General features: G+C 63.8%; 18 protein-coding genes. 16 read left to right on the top strand and 2 right to left on the bottom strand.

Annotation, left to right across the window (positions count from 1 at the left end; genetic code table 11):
- From AC5JJ1_RS25420 to AC5JJ1_RS25375, 10 genes are all read left to right on the top strand, one after another.
- Positions 1-1398 (top strand): phage major capsid protein (locus AC5JJ1_RS25420; RefSeq protein WP_495787915.1); only part of this gene is annotated, 1398 nt, incomplete at its 5' end.
- 312 nt (positions 1399-1710) lie between these two features.
- Positions 1711-2295 carry a head-tail connector protein gene (locus AC5JJ1_RS25415; RefSeq protein ID WP_495787914.1) on the top strand — a complete coding sequence of 195 codons (585 nt, stop codon included), beginning with the start codon at positions 1711-1713 and terminating at the stop codon, positions 2293-2295.
- 207 nt (positions 2296-2502) lie between these two features.
- Positions 2503-4014 (top strand): PAS domain S-box protein, encoded by a 1512-nt coding sequence (locus AC5JJ1_RS25410; RefSeq protein ID WP_495787913.1) that lies wholly within the window; start codon positions 2503-2505, stop codon positions 4012-4014.
- Positions 4015-4124: 110 nt separating this feature from the next.
- Complete coding sequence (locus tag AC5JJ1_RS25405) at positions 4125-4418, top strand: CsbD family protein (RefSeq protein WP_495787912.1); 294 nt, start codon at positions 4125-4127, stop codon at positions 4416-4418.
- 161 nt (positions 4419-4579) lie between these two features.
- Positions 4580-5512: a hypothetical protein gene (locus AC5JJ1_RS25400; protein WP_495787911.1), complete on the top strand. Its 933-nt coding sequence runs from the start codon at positions 4580-4582 to the stop codon at positions 5510-5512.
- Positions 5513-5562: 50 nt separating this feature from the next.
- On the top strand, positions 5563-6582 hold the full coding sequence (locus AC5JJ1_RS25395; RefSeq protein ID WP_495787910.1) for a YsnF/AvaK domain-containing protein: 1020 nt from the start codon (positions 5563-5565) through the stop codon (positions 6580-6582).
- 147 nt (positions 6583-6729) lie between these two features.
- On the top strand, positions 6730-6996 hold the full coding sequence (locus AC5JJ1_RS25390) for a GlsB/YeaQ/YmgE family stress response membrane protein (RefSeq protein ID WP_495787909.1): 267 nt from the start codon (positions 6730-6732) through the stop codon (positions 6994-6996).
- A 32-nt stretch (positions 6997-7028) separates the two neighbouring features.
- A complete protein-coding gene (locus tag AC5JJ1_RS25385) occupies positions 7029-8546 on the top strand; it encodes a coiled-coil domain-containing protein (protein WP_495787908.1) in 1518 nt (505 codons plus the stop codon).
- 331 nt (positions 8547-8877) lie between these two features.
- The gene (locus AC5JJ1_RS25380; protein ID WP_495787907.1) at positions 8878-9165 is read left to right on the top strand and encodes a hypothetical protein; all 288 of its coding nucleotides are present in this window, start codon (positions 8878-8880) and stop codon (positions 9163-9165) included.
- 77 nt (positions 9166-9242) lie between these two features.
- Positions 9243-9383, top strand: a complete 141-nt coding sequence (locus AC5JJ1_RS25375) for a hypothetical protein (protein WP_495787906.1) — start codon at positions 9243-9245, stop codon at positions 9381-9383.
- Between the two features lie 42 nt (positions 9384-9425).
- On the opposite strand, the gene AC5JJ1_RS25370 is transcribed toward AC5JJ1_RS25375, so the two are convergent.
- Together AC5JJ1_RS25370 and AC5JJ1_RS25365 are read right to left on the bottom strand one after the other, a co-directional pair.
- Positions 9426-9620, bottom strand: coding sequence for a hypothetical protein (locus AC5JJ1_RS25370; RefSeq protein WP_495787905.1), 195 nt, complete (start codon positions 9618-9620; stop codon positions 9426-9428).
- A 492-nt stretch (positions 9621-10112) separates the two neighbouring features.
- Positions 10113-11114 carry an alpha/beta fold hydrolase gene (locus tag AC5JJ1_RS25365; RefSeq protein WP_495787904.1) on the bottom strand — a complete coding sequence of 334 codons (1002 nt, stop codon included), beginning with the start codon at positions 11112-11114 and terminating at the stop codon, positions 10113-10115.
- Between the two features lie 127 nt (positions 11115-11241).
- Here AC5JJ1_RS25365 and AC5JJ1_RS25360 point away from each other — a divergent pair, with 127 nt between their 5' ends.
- The 6 genes from AC5JJ1_RS25360 (at position 11242) to AC5JJ1_RS25335 (ending at position 17575) form a co-directional block, all read left to right on the top strand.
- Entirely contained in the window at positions 11242-11433 is a 192-nt protein-coding gene (locus AC5JJ1_RS25360; protein ID WP_495787903.1) for a hypothetical protein, read from the top strand.
- Between the two features lie 87 nt (positions 11434-11520).
- Positions 11521-12018, top strand: coding sequence for a phasin family protein (locus AC5JJ1_RS25355; protein ID WP_495787902.1), 498 nt, complete (start codon positions 11521-11523; stop codon positions 12016-12018).
- A gap of 189 nt (positions 12019-12207) precedes the next feature.
- Entirely contained in the window at positions 12208-13380 is a 1173-nt protein-coding gene (locus AC5JJ1_RS25350; protein ID WP_495787901.1) for a DUF2382 domain-containing protein, read from the top strand.
- A 653-nt stretch (positions 13381-14033) separates the two neighbouring features.
- Positions 14034-15785, top strand: coding sequence for a PHA/PHB synthase family protein (locus AC5JJ1_RS25345; protein ID WP_495787900.1), 1752 nt, complete (start codon positions 14034-14036; stop codon positions 15783-15785).
- Positions 15786-16348: 563 nt separating this feature from the next.
- Positions 16349-17002: a phasin family protein gene (locus AC5JJ1_RS25340; protein ID WP_495787899.1), complete on the top strand. Its 654-nt coding sequence runs from the start codon at positions 16349-16351 to the stop codon at positions 17000-17002.
- 186 nt (positions 17003-17188) lie between these two features.
- A complete protein-coding gene (locus AC5JJ1_RS25335) occupies positions 17189-17575 on the top strand; it encodes a hypothetical protein (RefSeq protein WP_495787898.1) in 387 nt (128 codons plus the stop codon).
- Positions 17576-17872: the final 297 nt, after the last annotated feature.

The raw sequence follows: 17872 nt of genomic DNA, 5'->3' as shown, positions 1-17872 counted from the left end.
CTGCCGCCCGCCATGATGGCACGCGAGCGTCACGGCACGTGCAAAGCCAAGCTAAAGGCCCTAAACCTAAAAGACACCGACGAGAGCCCACTAAACGATGCCGAGAACGAAGAGGCAGACGATCTAGTAGGTCGCATTGGTAAGGCAGAACAGCGCCTTGCTCGTCTAGAGGCCGCCGAGGGCGAAGCCGCCGACAAAGCCAAGGAAGTTGACGAAGAGGAAGCCGAGAAGACATTCGGTGCATATGCCCGCAAGTCCGCTCCAAGCATCGTTCGTGCTGACACGGTTCTCGTTCCCCGCCAGAAGGGTTCTGCCTTCTCCCGCTTCGTAGCAGGTCGCGTAGTAGACAAGCTCTACAGCGCAGGCGCAGGCGCACAGTATGTAGCCAAGCACTTCGGTGACACTGCCGTTGTGAAGGCCCTCACCACTGCAACGCCAGTGATCCCACAGGACTTCACCAAGGATCTAATCGAGCTACTACGTGAACAGTCCGTTGTTCGCGCTGCCGGCGCTCGCGTTATGTCCATGCCAATGGGCCAGCTAACGATTCCTCGTCAGCGCCTCGGCGCCACTGCCACATGGCTCGGTGAAGGTCAGGACCTCACTGCAACCAGCGCAGGCTTCGACGCCATCCAGCTAACTTGGAAGAAGCTCGGTGCCATCACCAGCGTCACCAAGGAGCTAGTTGAGTTCAGCCCACTCGACGTTGAGAGCATTGTAACCACTGACCTAGTTGCTCAGATGGCTCTTGCAGAAGACATCGAGTTCCTAAACGGCACCGGTTCTGCATACCGCCCAACTGGCATCATTGCTCAGACTGCTTCAAGCAACTTGCTTCCAAGCAATGCCACTGTCAACTTTGCCAACGTTGTAGCTGATCTACGTGCCGTAGAGCTAGCTCTCAACGTCAACCTAGTTTACGGCCCAAAGGCATGGTTCATGCACCCAGGCGTCGTTGGCTTCCTCAAGACTCTCAGCAACGGCTTTGGCATCTACCCATTCGCTGAAGAGCTAGAGCAGGGCAAGCTACTCGGTTACCCAGTCCACACAACTGTTCAGCTACCAACTAACCTAGGTGGCAGCACCAACCAGACGAAGATCATCCTCGCCGCAGTGAATGATCTCATCATTGGTGATGCATACCGCACTGAGGTTAGCGTAACCACAGAAGGTAGCTGGGTTGAGAGCGCTGCAACGGTTAATTCCTTCAGCCGCGACCTCATCGGCATCAAGGCCACCAACTCCGTAGACTTCGCAATGAAGCACGGCGTGTCCGCTGCCGTACTCACTGCAACTGGTTGGAGCGTCGGCGCTGCATTCAACGTAGCTGGCAAGCAGTACGTGACTGAAGCAGCTAACACGAGCCCAAGCTCAGCTTCCTCTGCAAACCCTGCCTAATTAGGGCGTAGGGGGTGGAAACACCCCCTACCATTTGCATGACAGAAATCACTGTAGTGGAATTCCTCGTGCGCTTCGGGTCCTACAACCCAGGCGACGTAGCAGGCTTCCCCGACGCACATGCCAAGCAGCTTCTAGCAGCTGGCGTTGCCGTCCCATTCGTCAAAGATCCCGCACCGGTCGTTGAGCCCAAGCGCGCTCTACCTCCTCGCCGGGCTTCAAAGAACATCGTCACAAAGGGCTAAGGCCAAGGGGGCACACATGCTAACTCGACTATCCTATTCACCTAGCGAGTGCCCCATTGATACCGATGTGCTGCTAAGGCAGCATGGTCGCATTGATGACGCCAGCTTCGCCGGGTTGCTTGAAAGCTATGCGCTAGTCGCAACAGAGCTAGTAGAGCAGTACCTCGGCAGATTCCTTCTCAGCCGCGCTGTCACCTGGACAGCTGCCAGCGGTAAGCCCAAGGAATCACCTCTCAGCGGCTCTGCCTTCAAAAACTCCTACAATTTCTTCTACACCTGGCTTGGTCAGCTACGTGGCTGGGTCGAGTTACCTCGTCCTGCGAGTGCTGTAGTCAGTGGGAAGTACGTCACATGGGATGGCGAAGAGGTTGAGCTTGTAGAAGGCGACGACTTCAACACCGATCTCAAGAGCGAGCCAGCAAGGCTTCGCTTTCTCAACGTCCAGCCGCTCTCCATGCAGATCGCACACATGGAAGTTGAGTTCACCAGTGGATATGGCGCAACGCCTGACGCCATCCCCATGCCAATCAAGCATGCGCTGCTTCTCATCGTGACAAACCTTTATGAGAACCGCGGCGACACTGCATTCGGCATCTGGACTGACGCAGTTGAAGCGCTGCTCGCCCCATACCGCATCCAGACGTTCGGGTGATCTCATGCCAGAAATCAAAATCGGCGATCTACGTTGGCCAGTGACTATCGCAACGCGTGACACTGTGCCCGACCCTGATGGTGCAGGCTAGATAAGGCCACACAAGCCATGTCCCAAAATAACGGTGTCTGCATTAGCCATGCTCAGGACTTGTCACCGCGAGGGAGTAGGCATGAACGAAAGCATTACATGCTTGGAGCGCCCAAGATGTCGGATCTACCCGCACACCATCACGCCGATCAGCAGCAGCTGCGGCTTATTCTGGCAGCGCTGCAGGACGGGGTCATTCTTATCGAGCCCGATCAGCGTATTTCGTGGGCCAACAAAGCCGCCCTGAAAATGCACGGCGTGCACAAGATCGAGGATCTTGGTGCCACCGTCGCGGAGTATCGTAAGCGGTTCGAGTTGCGCTACCGCAACCGGCACCACCTGCCGCAGGGTCACTATCCCATGGAACGGGTGCTGGCGGGCGAGGCCTTCGACGAGGTGGTAGTTGAGGTGGCCTCAGCTGGGCAAAATGAAGCGCAGTGGACACACCGCATCCGCAGCTTGGTGCTCAACAATGCCGCTGGTGTTCCGGACTGCCTCGTGTTGATCCTGAACGACGAAAGCGAACGCTACGACGCCGAGGAACGCTTCGAGACGACCTTCGCTGCCAACCCAGCACCCGCGGTGATACTGCGGCTGTCGGACCACCGCCACGTCAAAGTCAATCGTGGCTTTCTGGAGATGACAGGCTACTCGGAGGAGCAGGTGCTCGGGCGCTCGGTCTACGAGATCGACGTGCTGGAAGGTGCTGCCCGCCGGGAGCTTGCCATCGAGCGCTTGCAGAGCGGGCGCACCATCCCACAGATGGAGGCGGTGCTGCAGTTATCCGGAGGTGGCGAGAAGCGGGTTATCGTTGCCGGGCAACCGATCGAGTTCGCCGATACGGCCTGTATTCTGTTCACCTTCGTTGACCTGGAGCATCACAAACTGACCGAAGCTGCCTTGCAGCAGAGTGAAGCCAGCTTCGCTACGGCGCTCCGTCTGACGCCCGTGCCGACCTTGGTTGTCGCGCGTGCCGGCTGTCGTGTCATGACGGCCAACGATGCCTTCACCCAGGTATGCGGCTACGCCGTGAGGGAATTGGTCGGCAAGGGTACCGACGAGATCGGGTTGTGGGTCGATAAATCGGCGGGGAAGGAGCTGGAGCAGCAGCTCCACCGCAGTGCTTCGGTGCGCAACCTAGAGATGAAGGTGCGGACCAAGGAGGGCGGCGTACTCGACTGCCTCGTATCGGCCGAGGCAGTGACCATCGGAAATCACTCATGTGCTCTGATAGTAGTACAGGACGTTTCTGAACGCCGCCGCACGGAGTCTGACATCGTCGCAGCGATCGAAGCCGTGATGCAGGACACCTCCTGGTTCAGCCAGGTCGTACTCGAGAAGCTGGCCCAGCTGCGACGGTTCGACGCACCCCCTGGTACCGCGACGGAGCTCGGCGATCTGCCGCAGCGAGCGCGGGAAGTGCTGACCCTGGTGTGCCGCGGCATGGCAGACCCCTCCATCGCCCGCAAGCTCGGGATCGCCCCTAATACCGTGCGCAACCATGTCGCCGCGCTTTACCGCCGCACCGGGGTGAATAGCCGCACGGCCCTGGTGATTTGGGCTCGTGAACGAGGCTTTGACGGCGGGCCCCCGCGGAAGACGGCGAAACCAACCGACACGTCAGCCTAGAAGCAGCAGACCGTTTCAACTCAGCCAGATTTCCCGGGCAGTGGGGCGGCTCGGCGGCTGGGTAATAGTGCTCTACCCCCACCGACCTAGTACGAACACACCACTCGGTCATGGCGATTACCGGACTGCTTGCCGAACTCCGGGTAACGGCCGCGGTTATGCCGGCAGGGCTTTGGATAACCGATCTCGGTTCCAGCTACGAGCCCGTGAGGGGAAGCGAGATGGACAGCGATCGCATTGCGGGCGCAGCCAAGCATGTAAAGGGCTCCATCAAGGAAGCCATCGGGAAGCTGACCGGCAATACCAAAATCCAGACCGAAGGCGCTGCGGAAAAGGTCGAAGGCAAAGTTCAGAATACCGCTGGCGGTGCCAAAGACGTCGTGCGGGATGCGGCAGACAAGTAGCTTCCAATTAAAAAACTCGAAATGAGCGTTAACGGTTCGCTTTTTGTTGGACCGATTGCATCCACGCGCCTTGCCAAGGCGCAAAACGCCTTGCTGAGCACTGGCGAGGCCCCGTTCCCCTTTAGATTGTAGGACCTTCGTATATGCAAACTAGAAACACAGTGGGTGCCCACGACAACGCGACCGCCGCCATGGTCCTACCAGAAGGCGCACCATCGCTGCCCTCGCGCATTTCATGGGGCGCGATCATCGCTGGCGCCATCGTCGCGCTGACCATTGGCCTAATGCTGAACGCCTTGGGCGCTGGCATTGGCGCCACAACGATTGATGCCACGGCGCGCGGAACACCGTCGGCTTCGTCCTTCGGCATCGGTGCGGCCATTTGGTTGCTGCTGTCGAACCTGATCGGCCTCGCGGTTGGCGGATACGTCGCCGCGCGTCTGTCCGGCACGGCCGACAATACCGATGGCACCCTCCACGGCTTGGCCGTTTGGGGCACCACCTTCCTGATCTCCGCCGTGTTGCTAGGGAACCTCGTTTCAGGCATTGCCTCCACCGCCACCTCCGGAGCCTCCAGCCTGCTGGGCAGCGTGGCGTCGGGTGCTGGCTCTGCAGCCTCGGCAGTGGGTCAACAGGCCGCTGACCGTACGAGCACCGGGACGCTGCAATCGATGGCTCAGAGCGTCACCGACCGCGTGCAGGGCGCGCTCAGCGGGACTGGTGGCAATCCGGCCGCGATGACGTCCGATCAGCGCAAAGCCGAGATGGGACAGCTCGCCACAAGGCGGGTAACGGACGGGCAGTTGTCGCAAGCGGACCGCGAGCGGCTGAACCAGCTCGTGGCAGCCGAGTACAACATCAGCCCGCAAGACGCCCAGGCGCGCGTTACTCAGGCCGAGCAACAGGCCACCCAGGCTGCGCGCCAAGCTGAGGAAACCGCCCGCCACGCCGCCGATGCGGCTGCTTCCGGTACGTCGATCGCTGGCTTCTCAATCTTCGGCATCATGCTGCTCGGCGCTATCGCCGCGGTGCTCGGCGCCCGCCGCGGTACCCGCGACTTGCTCGCCTTCCGGAGCGCCCAGCGTGTCGCCTAATTCCTTGACAGGAATGAACACGTAAACCAACTGCCTCAGGAGAGACCACCATGTCGCGAACCATCACCGCCATGTTTGACGATCGTGCCCATGCGGACGCCGCCGTTCAGCAACTCACGCAGCAGCTGAACATCGCCAACACCGACATTCAGATGCATGCGGCAGAGGCAACCTCGACGAGTGGCGGAACTGCCGCCGCGTCCAGTGATACCGGGTTCTGGGCGTCGCTCAAGGAGATGTTTGTCCCCGACGAGGAGCGTACGACCTACGCGGAAGGAGTGCGCCGCGGCTCCATCGTGGTGTCGGCGAGGGTCGAGGACAGCAAGCTCGAGCAAGCCATGGATGTTCTTGAGAGCCATGGCGCTGTGGACCTCGACACCCGCGAAGCCGAGTGGCGGCAGGAAGGCTGGACGGGTACCCAGGCTGTCACCTCGGGTACTGAGGTGGCAAGTGTACCGGCCACAACCGGGCTCGGTGTCGCCGCCACGGGCATGGCCACAGGTTCCACCACCCCCGCGGCTGCTTCGACAACGACAGCAGCGGCCGCCGCGACCGTCCGCGTCGGTGGCGAGGAAGCCATTCCGATTGTCGAGGAAAGCCTGCGAGTCGGTAAGCGCGACGTGGAGCGCGGACGAGTTCGGGTGCGCTCCTACGTGGTCGAGACGCCGGTGAGCGAGCAGGTGATGCTGCACCAGGAGCGTGTCGACGTGGAGCGTCGCGCGGTCGATCGCCCGGTGACCGGCGCCGAGGCCGTGTTCCAGGATCGCACGATCGAGGCCACCGAAACCGCCGAGGAGGCGGTGATTGCCAAGGAAGCCCGCGTTATTGAAGAGGTTGTCATCCGCAAGGAAGCCACTGAGCAGACTGAGACAGTGCAGGATACCGTCCGCCGGACCGAGGTCGACATCGACGACACCACCACGGACGCGGCTCGCGTGACGACCGGTGCCGGCACCGCCGGTGCCGCTCCTGATGACGCGCCGGGTAACCCGCCTGGTACGATGGCGAGCCGTACGGTCGACAAGACGCTGGGCACCAACGTCAGCGGTGCTAACCCTGCCAAGCGTTGACGAGTGCTGGACGGGATGGAGGCGGAGCGATCTGCCCCATCCCGCTCATTTCTCATCGACGCCATCAGCCTGCATTGGCGGCGAGTGCGAGACAGCCACCTGAAAGCTACCCCCTTTCACGCCTTCCCTCTCCGGAGACATAGTCCGATGTCCATCATTGGTTGGCTTATCCTGGGCCTGATCGCCGGCTTCATCGCCAGCAAGCTCTACGGCGGTAGCGGCCAAGGGGTCGTCATCGATATCGTGCTTGGTATCGTCGGTGCCTTCGTCGGCGGCTTCCTGTTCAACATGCTCGGCGGGGCCGGCGTCACCGGCTTCAACCTGTACAGCATGTTCGTTGCCGTGATCGGCGCGGTTGTTCTGCTCTGGATCTACCATGCCGTCACCGGCAGGCGGAACGCCTCGAGCTTGTAGGCAAAATAGCTTTTTTTAAAAGGCTGTGGGTCATGGTGGACAAGCAGGTGAACAAGAGACCGGTGCCAAGGGGCCAGCCAGTACCGGTTCAAGGGCTGGTCAGCCCGGCCGGTATGTTTGGTTTATCCTGGCCCGTGCTGGGGGCCGCAGGCGCGCTGCTGGTCCTGCTCGTCCTCGGTTGGTCTATCGCCGTGTCTCGTGGCAGCCGGCTGGAGGCGGCCGAGCAGGCCGGCCAAGCCCGCGCAACGCGTGTGGCGGAGCTCGAGGGCAGCTTAGCGCAGGAGCGACAGGCGGCCGGTGATCTTGCTGCTCTGACGCAACGTATCAACGCGGCGGAGCGACGGAGCCGCGATCTCACCGCCGGCACAGCGCAGGTGGAGGCGCGGCTTGTGGAACTCGGCCGGCAGGGTGCGGCCGGGGAAGCACGGGTCGCCGAGCTCACAGCAGCCGCCGACGCAGCAGAGACGCGCGCCACGGAGTTGCGGCAGGCCGGCGAGGCGGCTACGGCTGCGTTGGCCGGCACCCGCACGGAGGCTGCCGCGGCCGATGCAGCGCTGGCCGAGCGTCGAGGTGAGGTGGAGCGGTTGACTGCTCAGCGCGACGCCGCTGCCACTGCCCTGCGTGAGGCCGAGGGCCGTACGACCGATCTCTCCGCCCAGGCTGAAGCGGCGCAAGGTCGCGTGACGGCCCTGATCGCTGAGGCCGGACAGGCCCAGGAGACCTTGACGACCCGGGAGGCAGCAGTTGCGGGTGCGGCAAGCCGGGCCCAGGCCCTGCGCGAAACGATGGCAGCCGCCGAGGCCGACCTTGCGACACGGCAGGGGGCACTGGCTGGAGTGGAGGCACGCGTGGTCGAAGCGGGTCGTGGAGCTGATGCTGCAGCCGAGCGGGTTCGGGCTGGGGAAGCCCGCGTGGCCGAGTTGCTCAATGCGGCGACCGCAGCAGAGGGTCGTCTGGCCGAGTTGCGCAGCGCAGCTGAAGCTACTGCGATGGCCCTGACGGAGCGCCAGGCGGCGGTCGGAGCGGCAGAGGCCGAGCGCACCCGTTTGGCGGCAGCCGTGGAGGCCAGCGGCGTCGCGCTTGCCGCGGCCGAAGCACGCCTCGCCGAGGCGAACGCGGCGGTCGGGACGGCAGAGCAGCGCGTGGCCGCGTTGCGAGCACAGGGCAGCGAGGTCGAGGCGGCGCTCGCCGGCAAGCAGCAGGCTGTGACGGAGACCGAGCAGCGGCTCGCTGCGCTACGTGACGACGTGGGCGTAGCCGAGAGGGCGCTGATCAACCGGCGCACCGAGGCCGAGGCTGCTGCGCAGCGCGCGGCGGCCGCGGATCGTGGCGCGGCCGAGACGGAAGCGCGGGTCCAGTCGCTGGAAGGCCGGGCGACGTCGCTGGAAACGGACCTCAACGCGGGAACTTCGACGCTTGAACGGTCGCGGGCAGAGGCAGCGGAACTAGAGCGCCGGGTCGCTCAACGACGCCAGGAGCTGTTGGCCCTTGAGGCAGCAGCGCAGGGGGTGAGGGCCATGCCGCAGACGCCAGTGACGCCCGTCCCGTAGGGGCTTTCTCCTCTGCGGCCAGTGTGGATCTTACTCAAACTGGAACCCCAGCAGGTGCAAGGTGCTGGCCCGCATCGCCTGGGCCCTGCTGGCCAGGGGAGGGACCTGCACCACAACCGCGACCGCCTGGGCGGTCGCGTCCGAGCTCGCCGGGCGCCGCGCCCGGCGAGGGGCAAGGTGCTGAAGTGACGATGACAGCGAGAGACCGGTGAGCCGGTGGCGGGAGAGGCCGTTTATCGCAGTGCGCCCCCAAGCGCGTTCACCTGATTGCCCCTCGTCCCGCAGCTCATTAGGGCCCGCGGCCACACCGGCCGCATCAGAGACCGAACACATGACCGCACCCGTGCTCTCGGTGCCAGAGTTGAAGACGTGCCTTGACCCGCAGGGGGCATCGACACATGCGATAAGCCTCGCGTCGAGCAAGTCAGCGGATCAGCTCAAATACTTCTGCCGCAAATGCCCCGACAGCGACATCTTCGTCGATGTGGATACCGATAACCGGCTCAGACGGTTGGACCGCCTGACCGATTCCGGTATCACAACCGGCGACAGCAGTGGGGTGGACCAGGTGCTCGGTCGCGCTGAAAAGGTGCGGCGCCCTAAGGCCAGCAGCGGGTAGGCTAAGCCGAAGCTCCCAGGTAGTCGGGATTTCCGCTCGGCCACGTCCTGTGACGTGAACCCTGGGAAGACCGCAGCATGTGCAATCTCTACAGTATTACCAAGGGCCAGCAGGCGATCCGCGAGTTCACCCACGCGATGGCCGACCGCGCCGGTAACTTGCCGCCACTTCCGGGTCTGTTCCCCGACTATGCCGCGCCGATCGTCCGCAACCGGTGAAAGGTTCTTGCGCAGGATAGGGACACGGCTGGCCGGAGAGCCTCAGCGGCGCGCCATGCCCTTGCGGATCTCGCGCTCAACAGCGGAGCGCTCGCTCGTGCCGGTGCGGCGGATAATCTCTTGCACGATGGCAGGCGACACGCGATGCCGCTTGGAGAGGTAGGCGACCTCCTCCTCGACCCGCGCCTCAGCCGCCGGATCGACTGCTGCGGACTTCGTCATGCTGATCTGAGCCACGGTGTATCCTTCGCATCCGATATCGTTTGAGGTGAGGCTCTGGGCTCGTCGCTACGGACCGGGCGGGACCAGCGCAGGCCTCGGTCGTGACCCGGAGTGCAGGACGAGATGCAGCACTGGCAGCCGATCTGCCGTATCCCGGCAGAGATGCTGGCGAGTCATGGCTTGTCCGGCTGCTATCTCAACCCAAGGGCGAGGTCAGGCCCAGACGGAGTTGGTCCTCCCGTACCACACGCTCTTGGCCGTCCCGCTGATGACGCACGCGATACTCTCGGTCGGCTGCCTCATTCGGAAGCAGACGCAGGATCGTGTAGGTACCGCGCGGGATGTCGCCATCGTACCGGCCGGGAACGATTTCAACGTTTTGACCGACTGCGAAGCCGTGAAGTTGTTGCATGGTGATTCTCGCAGGAGTTCGAAATAGGTGGGACAGCCGAAATTTATGCCCAGTCTGGTGCTGCACCATGCCCATCAGCCTGATGAAGAACCAAGCTAGGCCGCGTGGTCCAGCGCCACAGGCACGGTGTCGGGCAGCGCGGCTGCGGCAATCCGATCGATCGCTGCCGCAACGTCGTCCGGCGCCGAATGGTGCACCATGTGCCCGACACCCGGCAAAACCTCCAGCCTGCTGCCTGGTATTTCGGCGTGCAGTTGCCTGGCGCGCTTGGCGAAGACCACCTTGTCGCCCTCGCCCGCCAGGATGGCCACCGGCATCGGTAGCGTCGCGTAGTCGCCCCGCAGTTGCAGTGCACCGGGGATCATGAGCGCGCCATCACGGGAAGTGGCGCGGATCTGCGAGGGCCGCAAGGCCATGGCATCGGAATATTCGGTGCGGAACCGTGCCGGGATCGGTGCTGGCGAGAACATGCCGCGCTTCAGCAGTGGCATCAGCAGCCGCCCTAAGAGCGGCGAAACCGTGTAGCGCAGCAGGTCTCCGAGCACTGGCACCGCCCCCGGCACCACCAGCAGCACATCCGGCCGTAACGTCCAGTGGTAGTAGCCCGAGAGCAGCACCAGCCCTGCCGTCTCCGCCGGATGCTGCACCGCGAGCGAGAGCGCGACGATGGCGCCCCAAGAGTGGCCAACCACGACCGGCCGCTCGACGCCAATCTGGTGCATGGCTTGGCGCAGCAGGGCCCCCTGTTCCATCGCGGTCCAAAGCCTGCCGTGCGGCCGCTCACTATGCCCGAAGCCGGGACGGTCGATGATGATGACCCGGTGCCGCTCCCGGAGCCGCGCCGCAAGGCCACTGGTTTCGTAATCCTCGCCGCTCACTGCATTGCCGTGGATGAGGAGGATGGGCTGGCCGCGGCCGTTATCGGTGTAATGCAGGCGGACACCATCCACGGTCACGAAGTGGCCCTTGGGCGGATGCCGGCGCTCCGCACGCCGGGCTAGCGCGACATTAGTGACAGCCAGTCCGGCCAATGCGGCAGCGCCGGCGAGAAGGCCCCGGCTGGTGGCAAGCCTGCGGATCGTGGCGGTAAACGGCATGGAAGTATCCTTAGCAGCATCATGCTGCAGTGCAGCATGACATCAACCGGTTAGTACCGCGAAGGTTCCTGTCGGCCGTTCCTTATTCCACCAGCTGGGGTATGCGTCAGATGCGAGGACGGTCGGGATGCACCTTGCCCGCGCGGTCCTTCCTGCTGAACAGCGGTGCCAGTTCAGCAAGGCCCAACAGACCGAGCAAGCCCCAATCAAGCCCGTCACCGTGGTCACCAGTCGCGTCGTCGTCGGCGAGCTGGTCAGCCCATTGCCGTTAACAGCAGAATTGCTGCAGCGCACAATTCGCTTGCATTGGGTATCTTGAGACACCAACTCATGTCAATGCTGCGGTGCAGCAATTCGGCGCCAGCGAAGACGTCGTAACCCTCCGACTGGCGCAAGGACTACGTGCATGACGACAATCACCGAACCGAAGCAGACACCCTCCGCGATGGTGGCAACTATGCTGGCCACAGCCCATCCGGCCACTCCAGGCAACGCGGCTCAGACCCGTGGCTTGGTGCAGAACAGGCTGCATCCGGCAGCTGAAGCGTTCGCCAGAACAAGCAACAGCGCCACCGAGTTCGGCCGCGGCAACCTTGAGGCGGCGACGCAGTCCACGCACATCTACCTTTCAGGCATGCAAGACCTCCGCCGCCAGTACCTTGCCGCCATGACGGCCCTGACGCAGCACGCTTTTGGGGGCACAAAGGGCTTCGCTAACGTGAAGAGCCTGCGGGACGCCATGGCACTCCAGGCGCAGCTCACCCGCGCCTCAATGGAGCAGGTCCTCGACGAAGGCGGCAAGCTGCAGCGGGCGGCCCTGGCGCTGACAGAGCGGGTCCATGCTCCGCTGGCCCAGCGTATGACTATGGCCTTCGAGCAGACGATGCACTCTCGCGCGGACTGAGCCGGACCGGCGAGGGGTGGCGTCTATCCTTCGCCTTGTCGCAATCCTGCAAACAAGCTTTCGAACTCTGGGTGTGCCGCCAAGCGCGGGCGCTTACCCCTTTTCCGCATCCCAATTCATTCAGATCACCTCGCCGCAGTCCGTTTCCGGCGGCAAATCAAGGATTTCACAGTGACTCTCAGGACCCTGATGCTGGCCGGACCGGCCAAGTTGAACGAGCTGTTCGCCAAGCTTGCCGAGACCTCCGACGGCGCGGTCAAGACCCGCGAGAAGCTGTTCGCCGAGCTCAAGGCTGAACTCGAGCAGCACACCAGCCTTGAGGAGCAGCACCTCTTCCCAATGCTGCGGCGCAATCCCGAGACCAGGGGCTTGGTCGCAGGCGCGATCAAGGACAACAAGGAGCTGCGCGCCAAGCTCGCCGAGCTCGATGCCCTACCCAAGGCCGACGAGGCCTTCCCCGAGCGGCTGAAGGAGCTGCAGAAGACCTTCCGCCAGCATGCTCGCGACGAGAAGACGGAGCTGCTGCCGGCGATTCAGCGGGCGCTGAGCGAGGAGCAGGTGCAGGGTGTCGCCGAACGGATAGAGGCCAGCCTTGCCGAGGCTGAGCAGGCTCGGCAGGACGAGGCAGAGGAACGCCGGACCACGGCGCGGCAGGAGCGCGAGGAAGCCGAGTTCCTGACCCGGCAGGCCGAGCAAAGCCAAGTGGCGGAGGCCCGCATGCGAGACGCGGCCCAACAGGTCGCCAATGCGACGATGAGGTCGATAGAGGCTGCCACCGAGACGACCCAGCAGGTCACCAACATGGCCACGGGAAATGCCGGGGCGAGCGGCGACACCGACTGGCGCTCTCCGGCTCGGGCCGCGGCGCCGTTGTTGACCAATATGTTCTTCTGGCCCTGGATGGGGACGATGCAGGGCAAGCAGCAGGCGGGAAGCGCCGTCGCCACCAGAGGTCCCTCCAGCATGGAGGAGGTGATCCCGCTCGGTGAGGAGGTGCTCGAGGTCGGCAAGCGGACCGAGAACCGCGGCACCACCCGCATCCATCGCTACGTCGTGGAGACACCGGTTGAGCAGCAGGTCACGCTGCAAAGCGAGCGGGTGGTTGTAGAGCGTCGCCGGCCAGTGAGCAACAAGGTTACTGGCGAGGTCCTGACCGAGGTGACGGTCGAGGTGATCGAAACCGCCGAGGTGCCAGTGGTCGAGAAGCGCACCCGCTTGCGCGAGGAGATTGTGGTCCGTACCGAGCGCACCCAGAAGGTCGAAACGGTGCGCGAGACGGTGCGCCGCGACGAGGTCGACATTCGGCAGCCCGGCAAGGTGCGGAGCGACCAGCAGCTCCGCCACGTCACTGCGGAACGTTAGAACCACGACAGGCGGACAGGGCGGAACAGGCACCCACGGCCAAGCGGAGCGCTTGGCCAGTCCTGCCGTACGGGGAGAAGGTCACCGCGGGCGCAGCCCATGGCGGTCGCCGCTGCGGGAACAGGAGGCGGCCCGATGTTTCCTTTTTGCCGCGGCAAGCGGATGCGCTGAGGTTTGCCGCGGCAAGCGGATGCGCTGAGGCGTGCCGCATGGGTCGGACATGGCTGGAAGTGTCGGCCGAGTAGACTGCCGCCACGAGACCGCAACCCGCAGGCAAACACCTCCGGAGCAGCTCAGCCGCGCTTCCGTGACGATTGAGGCGCATCTGCTCACGGTCTCCAACCAGACTGGCCTTCGGGCGTTAAAAGACATCTGGTGGCGTTTAGGCCGGGCGCACTGGAAACGCCGCAGTGGGGCGAGGCCACGAGGTCAGGCCGAGCGCGACACAGGCGCGGACGGTAGCGCCGAGGAAAGGGAACGCCATGGCAGACCAAGGCAGCGGTGAGAACCGCGGAAGCAGACATTGGGACCAGGGGAGCGCGGTTCCTCCACCGGGCCCCGACGCAATGTTTGCGGTCTGGGCCTCTTGGGTGGAAGCAATGTCAGGCTCGGCTAGCAGGGACTGGGCCAGCCAAGCCAAGCCCTGGTGGGAGATGACAACCGACCAACTCGGTGGCGCGCTGGCCAAGGACCCGTTCCTGCGGTCTGTGGACCAAATGTGGAACGCCAACCCACTACGCGACGTCGTCCCGGTGGACTGGGCGGAAGTCGTGCGAGCGCTCCGCACGGTATGCCTGCGCTCACTCAAACAACCGAGCGTGGCAATGGCCTCGGCGGTGGAGTTGAACGTGAACCTCTGGCGTTCAGCTGTCGAGGCCTGGAACGAGGCCGGTCGACGTTGGTGGGACGCCGCGGGGGTATCGCCGGACCCGCCTGCTGGCAGCACAGACAAGCGGTTCGCGGCGCCGGAATGGCACGCTAACCCAGCCTACCGCACCTTGAAGGAAGCTTACCTCCTCGCCTCTGCGTGGCTGCTCGAGCAAAGCGCGGCGCAAGCAGACGGTATGGATGAGGCGGAGCGCCGGCGGCTCGACTTTCACCTCCGGCAGTTCGTCGACGCCATGAGCCCGACCTTGCTGCTCGCCTCGAACCCAGCGGCGCTGCGTCGTGCGATGGAGACGGGCGGCGCCAGCCTTGCCCACGGCGCGCGCAACCTGGCGGCTGACCTGAAGGAAGGGCGCCTCAGCATGGTGGACGCCACCGCCTTCGCGCCAGGCCGCAATCTTGCCCTATCGCCAGGCAAGGTGGTCCACCGCAACCGCCTGCTGGAGTTGATTCAGTACGAGCCAACGACCAAAGAGGCTCACCGGACGCCGCTGCTGCTCATGCCGCCCTGGATCAACAAGTTCTACATCCTCGACATGCAGCCCAAGAACAGCATGGTGGCGCACCTCGTCTCGCAGGGCTTCACCGTGTTCATGGTGTCCTGGAAGAATCCTGACGCCTCGATGGAGGAGACGAGCTTCGAGGACTACATGGACCTCGGCCCACTCGAGGCCAGCGACGTCGTGCGCGAGATTACTGGCGCTGAGTCCATCAACGTAATGGGCTACTGCATCGGCGGCACCCTGCTCGCGATGACCCTCGCCTGGCTGGCAGGGAAGGGGGACAAGCGCTTCAATGCGGCGACCTTCATGGTCTCGCTGCAGGACTTCACGCGGGTGGGCGATACCGCCGTCTTCATGGACGAACCGGCCATGGATTTGGTCGAGCAGCAGATGATGGAGCGTGGCTACCTGGACAGCCGCGAGATGTCCAACATGTTCAATCTGCTCCGTTCGAACGACCTGATCTGGGCGAACGTGGTGAACAACTATCTGATGGGCGAGAAGCCACCCGCTTTCGACTTGCTCTATTGGAACAGCGACGGTACCCGCATGTGCCGCGCCGCACACGCCTGGTACCTGCGGAATACCTACAACGAGAACAACCTAATCGTGCCAGGCAAGATCGAGCTGAAGGGCGAGCCGATCGATCTTCGGCGCATCAAGCTCGACGTCTACGCGGTGGGCGCGGAAAAGGACCACATTGTCCCCTGGGATGCTGCCTGGCGTATAACCCAGCTCGTCGGCGGCAAGGTGCGCTACGTGCTCGCCTCCTCCGGCCATATCGCCGGCATCATCAACCCGCCGGGCGGCAAGGGCGCTTACTGGATCAACGAGGCCCAAGCAGCAACGCCGGAAGAATGGCGCAAGGCAGCCACGAAGCACGACGGCAGCTGGTGGACCGACTGGACCGCTTGGCTTGCGGCACGCTCGGGCGAGAAGGGCAAGCTGCCGTCGATGGGCAGCGCCGCGCACCCGCCGATCACGGACGCGCCTGGTACCTACGTCTTGGAGAAGTAGGGCAAGGCAGCCGCGCCCTCCAGCGCCTGCCTCGGCGCCAGCAGCACCTACGGTGGACTTGGCCGCCTCAGAGGACGCTCCACCGCTCCGGCCCCTGACGAGGATCTCGGCTGCTTCGAACAGCCCTGTGCTGGAGTCCTGTGATGCCGCCTGGCCATGCTGTGCTAACCAAGACTGTCCGATCTGCGACGGCGACATCCGCGTTCAGGTTGCTCATGATGCAACCGTTCGCCGCGACATGATCCACGCCGCTGGGGAAGGCGCAGGTGCTGTTTTGAGGTCCGCGAACGGCCCTGGGTGCCGCTGCGACTGCAAAGGGTCGACGAGTGGCTCTGTCCCAGTCGCCTTACGCCGAATCGTAATAGACCTACAGGTTATAATAGGAAACTAGCACAAACGGTGAGATGGGCCTACGGCACGATAGACGTGCGGTAGTTTCAGCACAAAACTGCTATATTTTTTTCAAAATTACTCCCTTGCGCCGGGCCGCATACTGGCGCAAACCTCGGTTGTGCAGCGCAGCAATCTGTCGTGCTCCATAGAAATATTAGTAGGAGATCGACATGGTCGACATCAACAAGCCGCAAGACACGCGCGTAAACACCGCCACTGATGCGGCTGCTGCAATCCCCCGCAGCGCCGAGGCCGTCCAGCAAGGCGGCCACGCTACCGGTGAGGCGTTGCGCCAGAATGCCGCGGCCAGCGCAGACATGACGCGCAAGGGCACCGAAGCCGGAGCCGATGCGGCCCGCCGCGGCGCTGAGCTTGCGAACGACACGGCTCGCCGGAGCACGCAGGCCGTAACCGACGCGCAGCGCCAAATCGCTCAGGATGCAGCGCAGCGCTTCGAGGAGGTCAGCCATAAGGTAGCCGAGGCAGCCCGTGGCACGACCGAAAACGTGCGGCAGCTGATGGCGCTGCCCAACGCCGCCGAGGGCGGGCTGCGCGACCTGCAGCAGGGGATGGCTGGCCTGGTCGAGGGCGTGGTGCAGACCAACCTGCGTGCGGCGCAGGAGCTGTTCCGCCTCGCCAACCCGGCTCCGCTGGTGGAACTGCAGCAGCGCTTCGCGCGGGAGTACACGGATACCCTCCTGCGCAACAGCGCCACGCTGGTTCGGGCGATGCGCCGTACCGCAGACGAGACGCTGCGCCCGCTCGAGGAGCAGATCCGCCAGGCTGACCAGGGCCAGCGGTCACTCCAGACCGCGGCGGAGTGACACCGGCGCGGATCCCGTAAGGGTCCGGAGCGTAGAAGGGAGCGGCCGGGGCGCCAGGGGCGTCCCGGCCGTTTTCATATGGCCTTCGACAAGCTGGTGCGCCGACGTCGCCCGGCTGCTTGGGGCTCAGTTAGGCCTCTGGTCACGACAGAGGCATCCGGTACCTAAAAAAGGACCGAACGGAACATGGTGAAGACCAAGCAGAACCTCGCCGGCTTCATAGAGGAAGCCGCCGCTGATATGCACCGGCTCATGGCCGCCGCGCCGGGTTCCGGAACGCAGGAGGCACAGCTGGCTGCGTCGCGCCTGTTTGAGGGCGCGATGGCGACCAGCAAGAGGTTTGCCGAAGCGCTGCTCGACCGCGCTGAGCCAAGCCCGGTGGTGGAACTGCAGCGGCGCTTCGTGGGTGAGTACTTCGATGCACTGGCACGAGGTGGCACCCTGGTATACCGTGCGGCGACGGAAGCCGCGCAACAATCCTCTGAGCCGCACGCGCGCGAGCGCGATCACCACAAAGATGTTGGCGACGCCGCACCCACTGGAACGTCGCATACTCGGCAGACTATGGATTGACTGGTGTGGCCCATTCGGAGTTGGTGAGTGAGCGGATGCGGTCGGTCTGAGTGATGAGTTTGTCCCAAGCGGTGCAGCAAGCGTCGACGATGGCGCGTGTGTCGCTGAACAGCCGCTCGGAGAATAGCTATCCTGCAGGTACTACCCAGCCCTCTCGATGGCGCTTAGCTCGGGCGAGTAGGGTGGCAGACAGACGACGGTGATGTGCGGCAGCATGCTGAACTCATTGGTGATGTTCTAACCTTGGCTTTGCACGTGCCGTGACGCTCGCGTGCCATCATGGCGGGCGGCAGACGA

The organism is Belnapia sp. (assembly GCF_059504005.1).
Note: the sequence above shows the minus strand (reverse complement) of the source record. Positions and strands in the feature narration are given on the sequence as shown.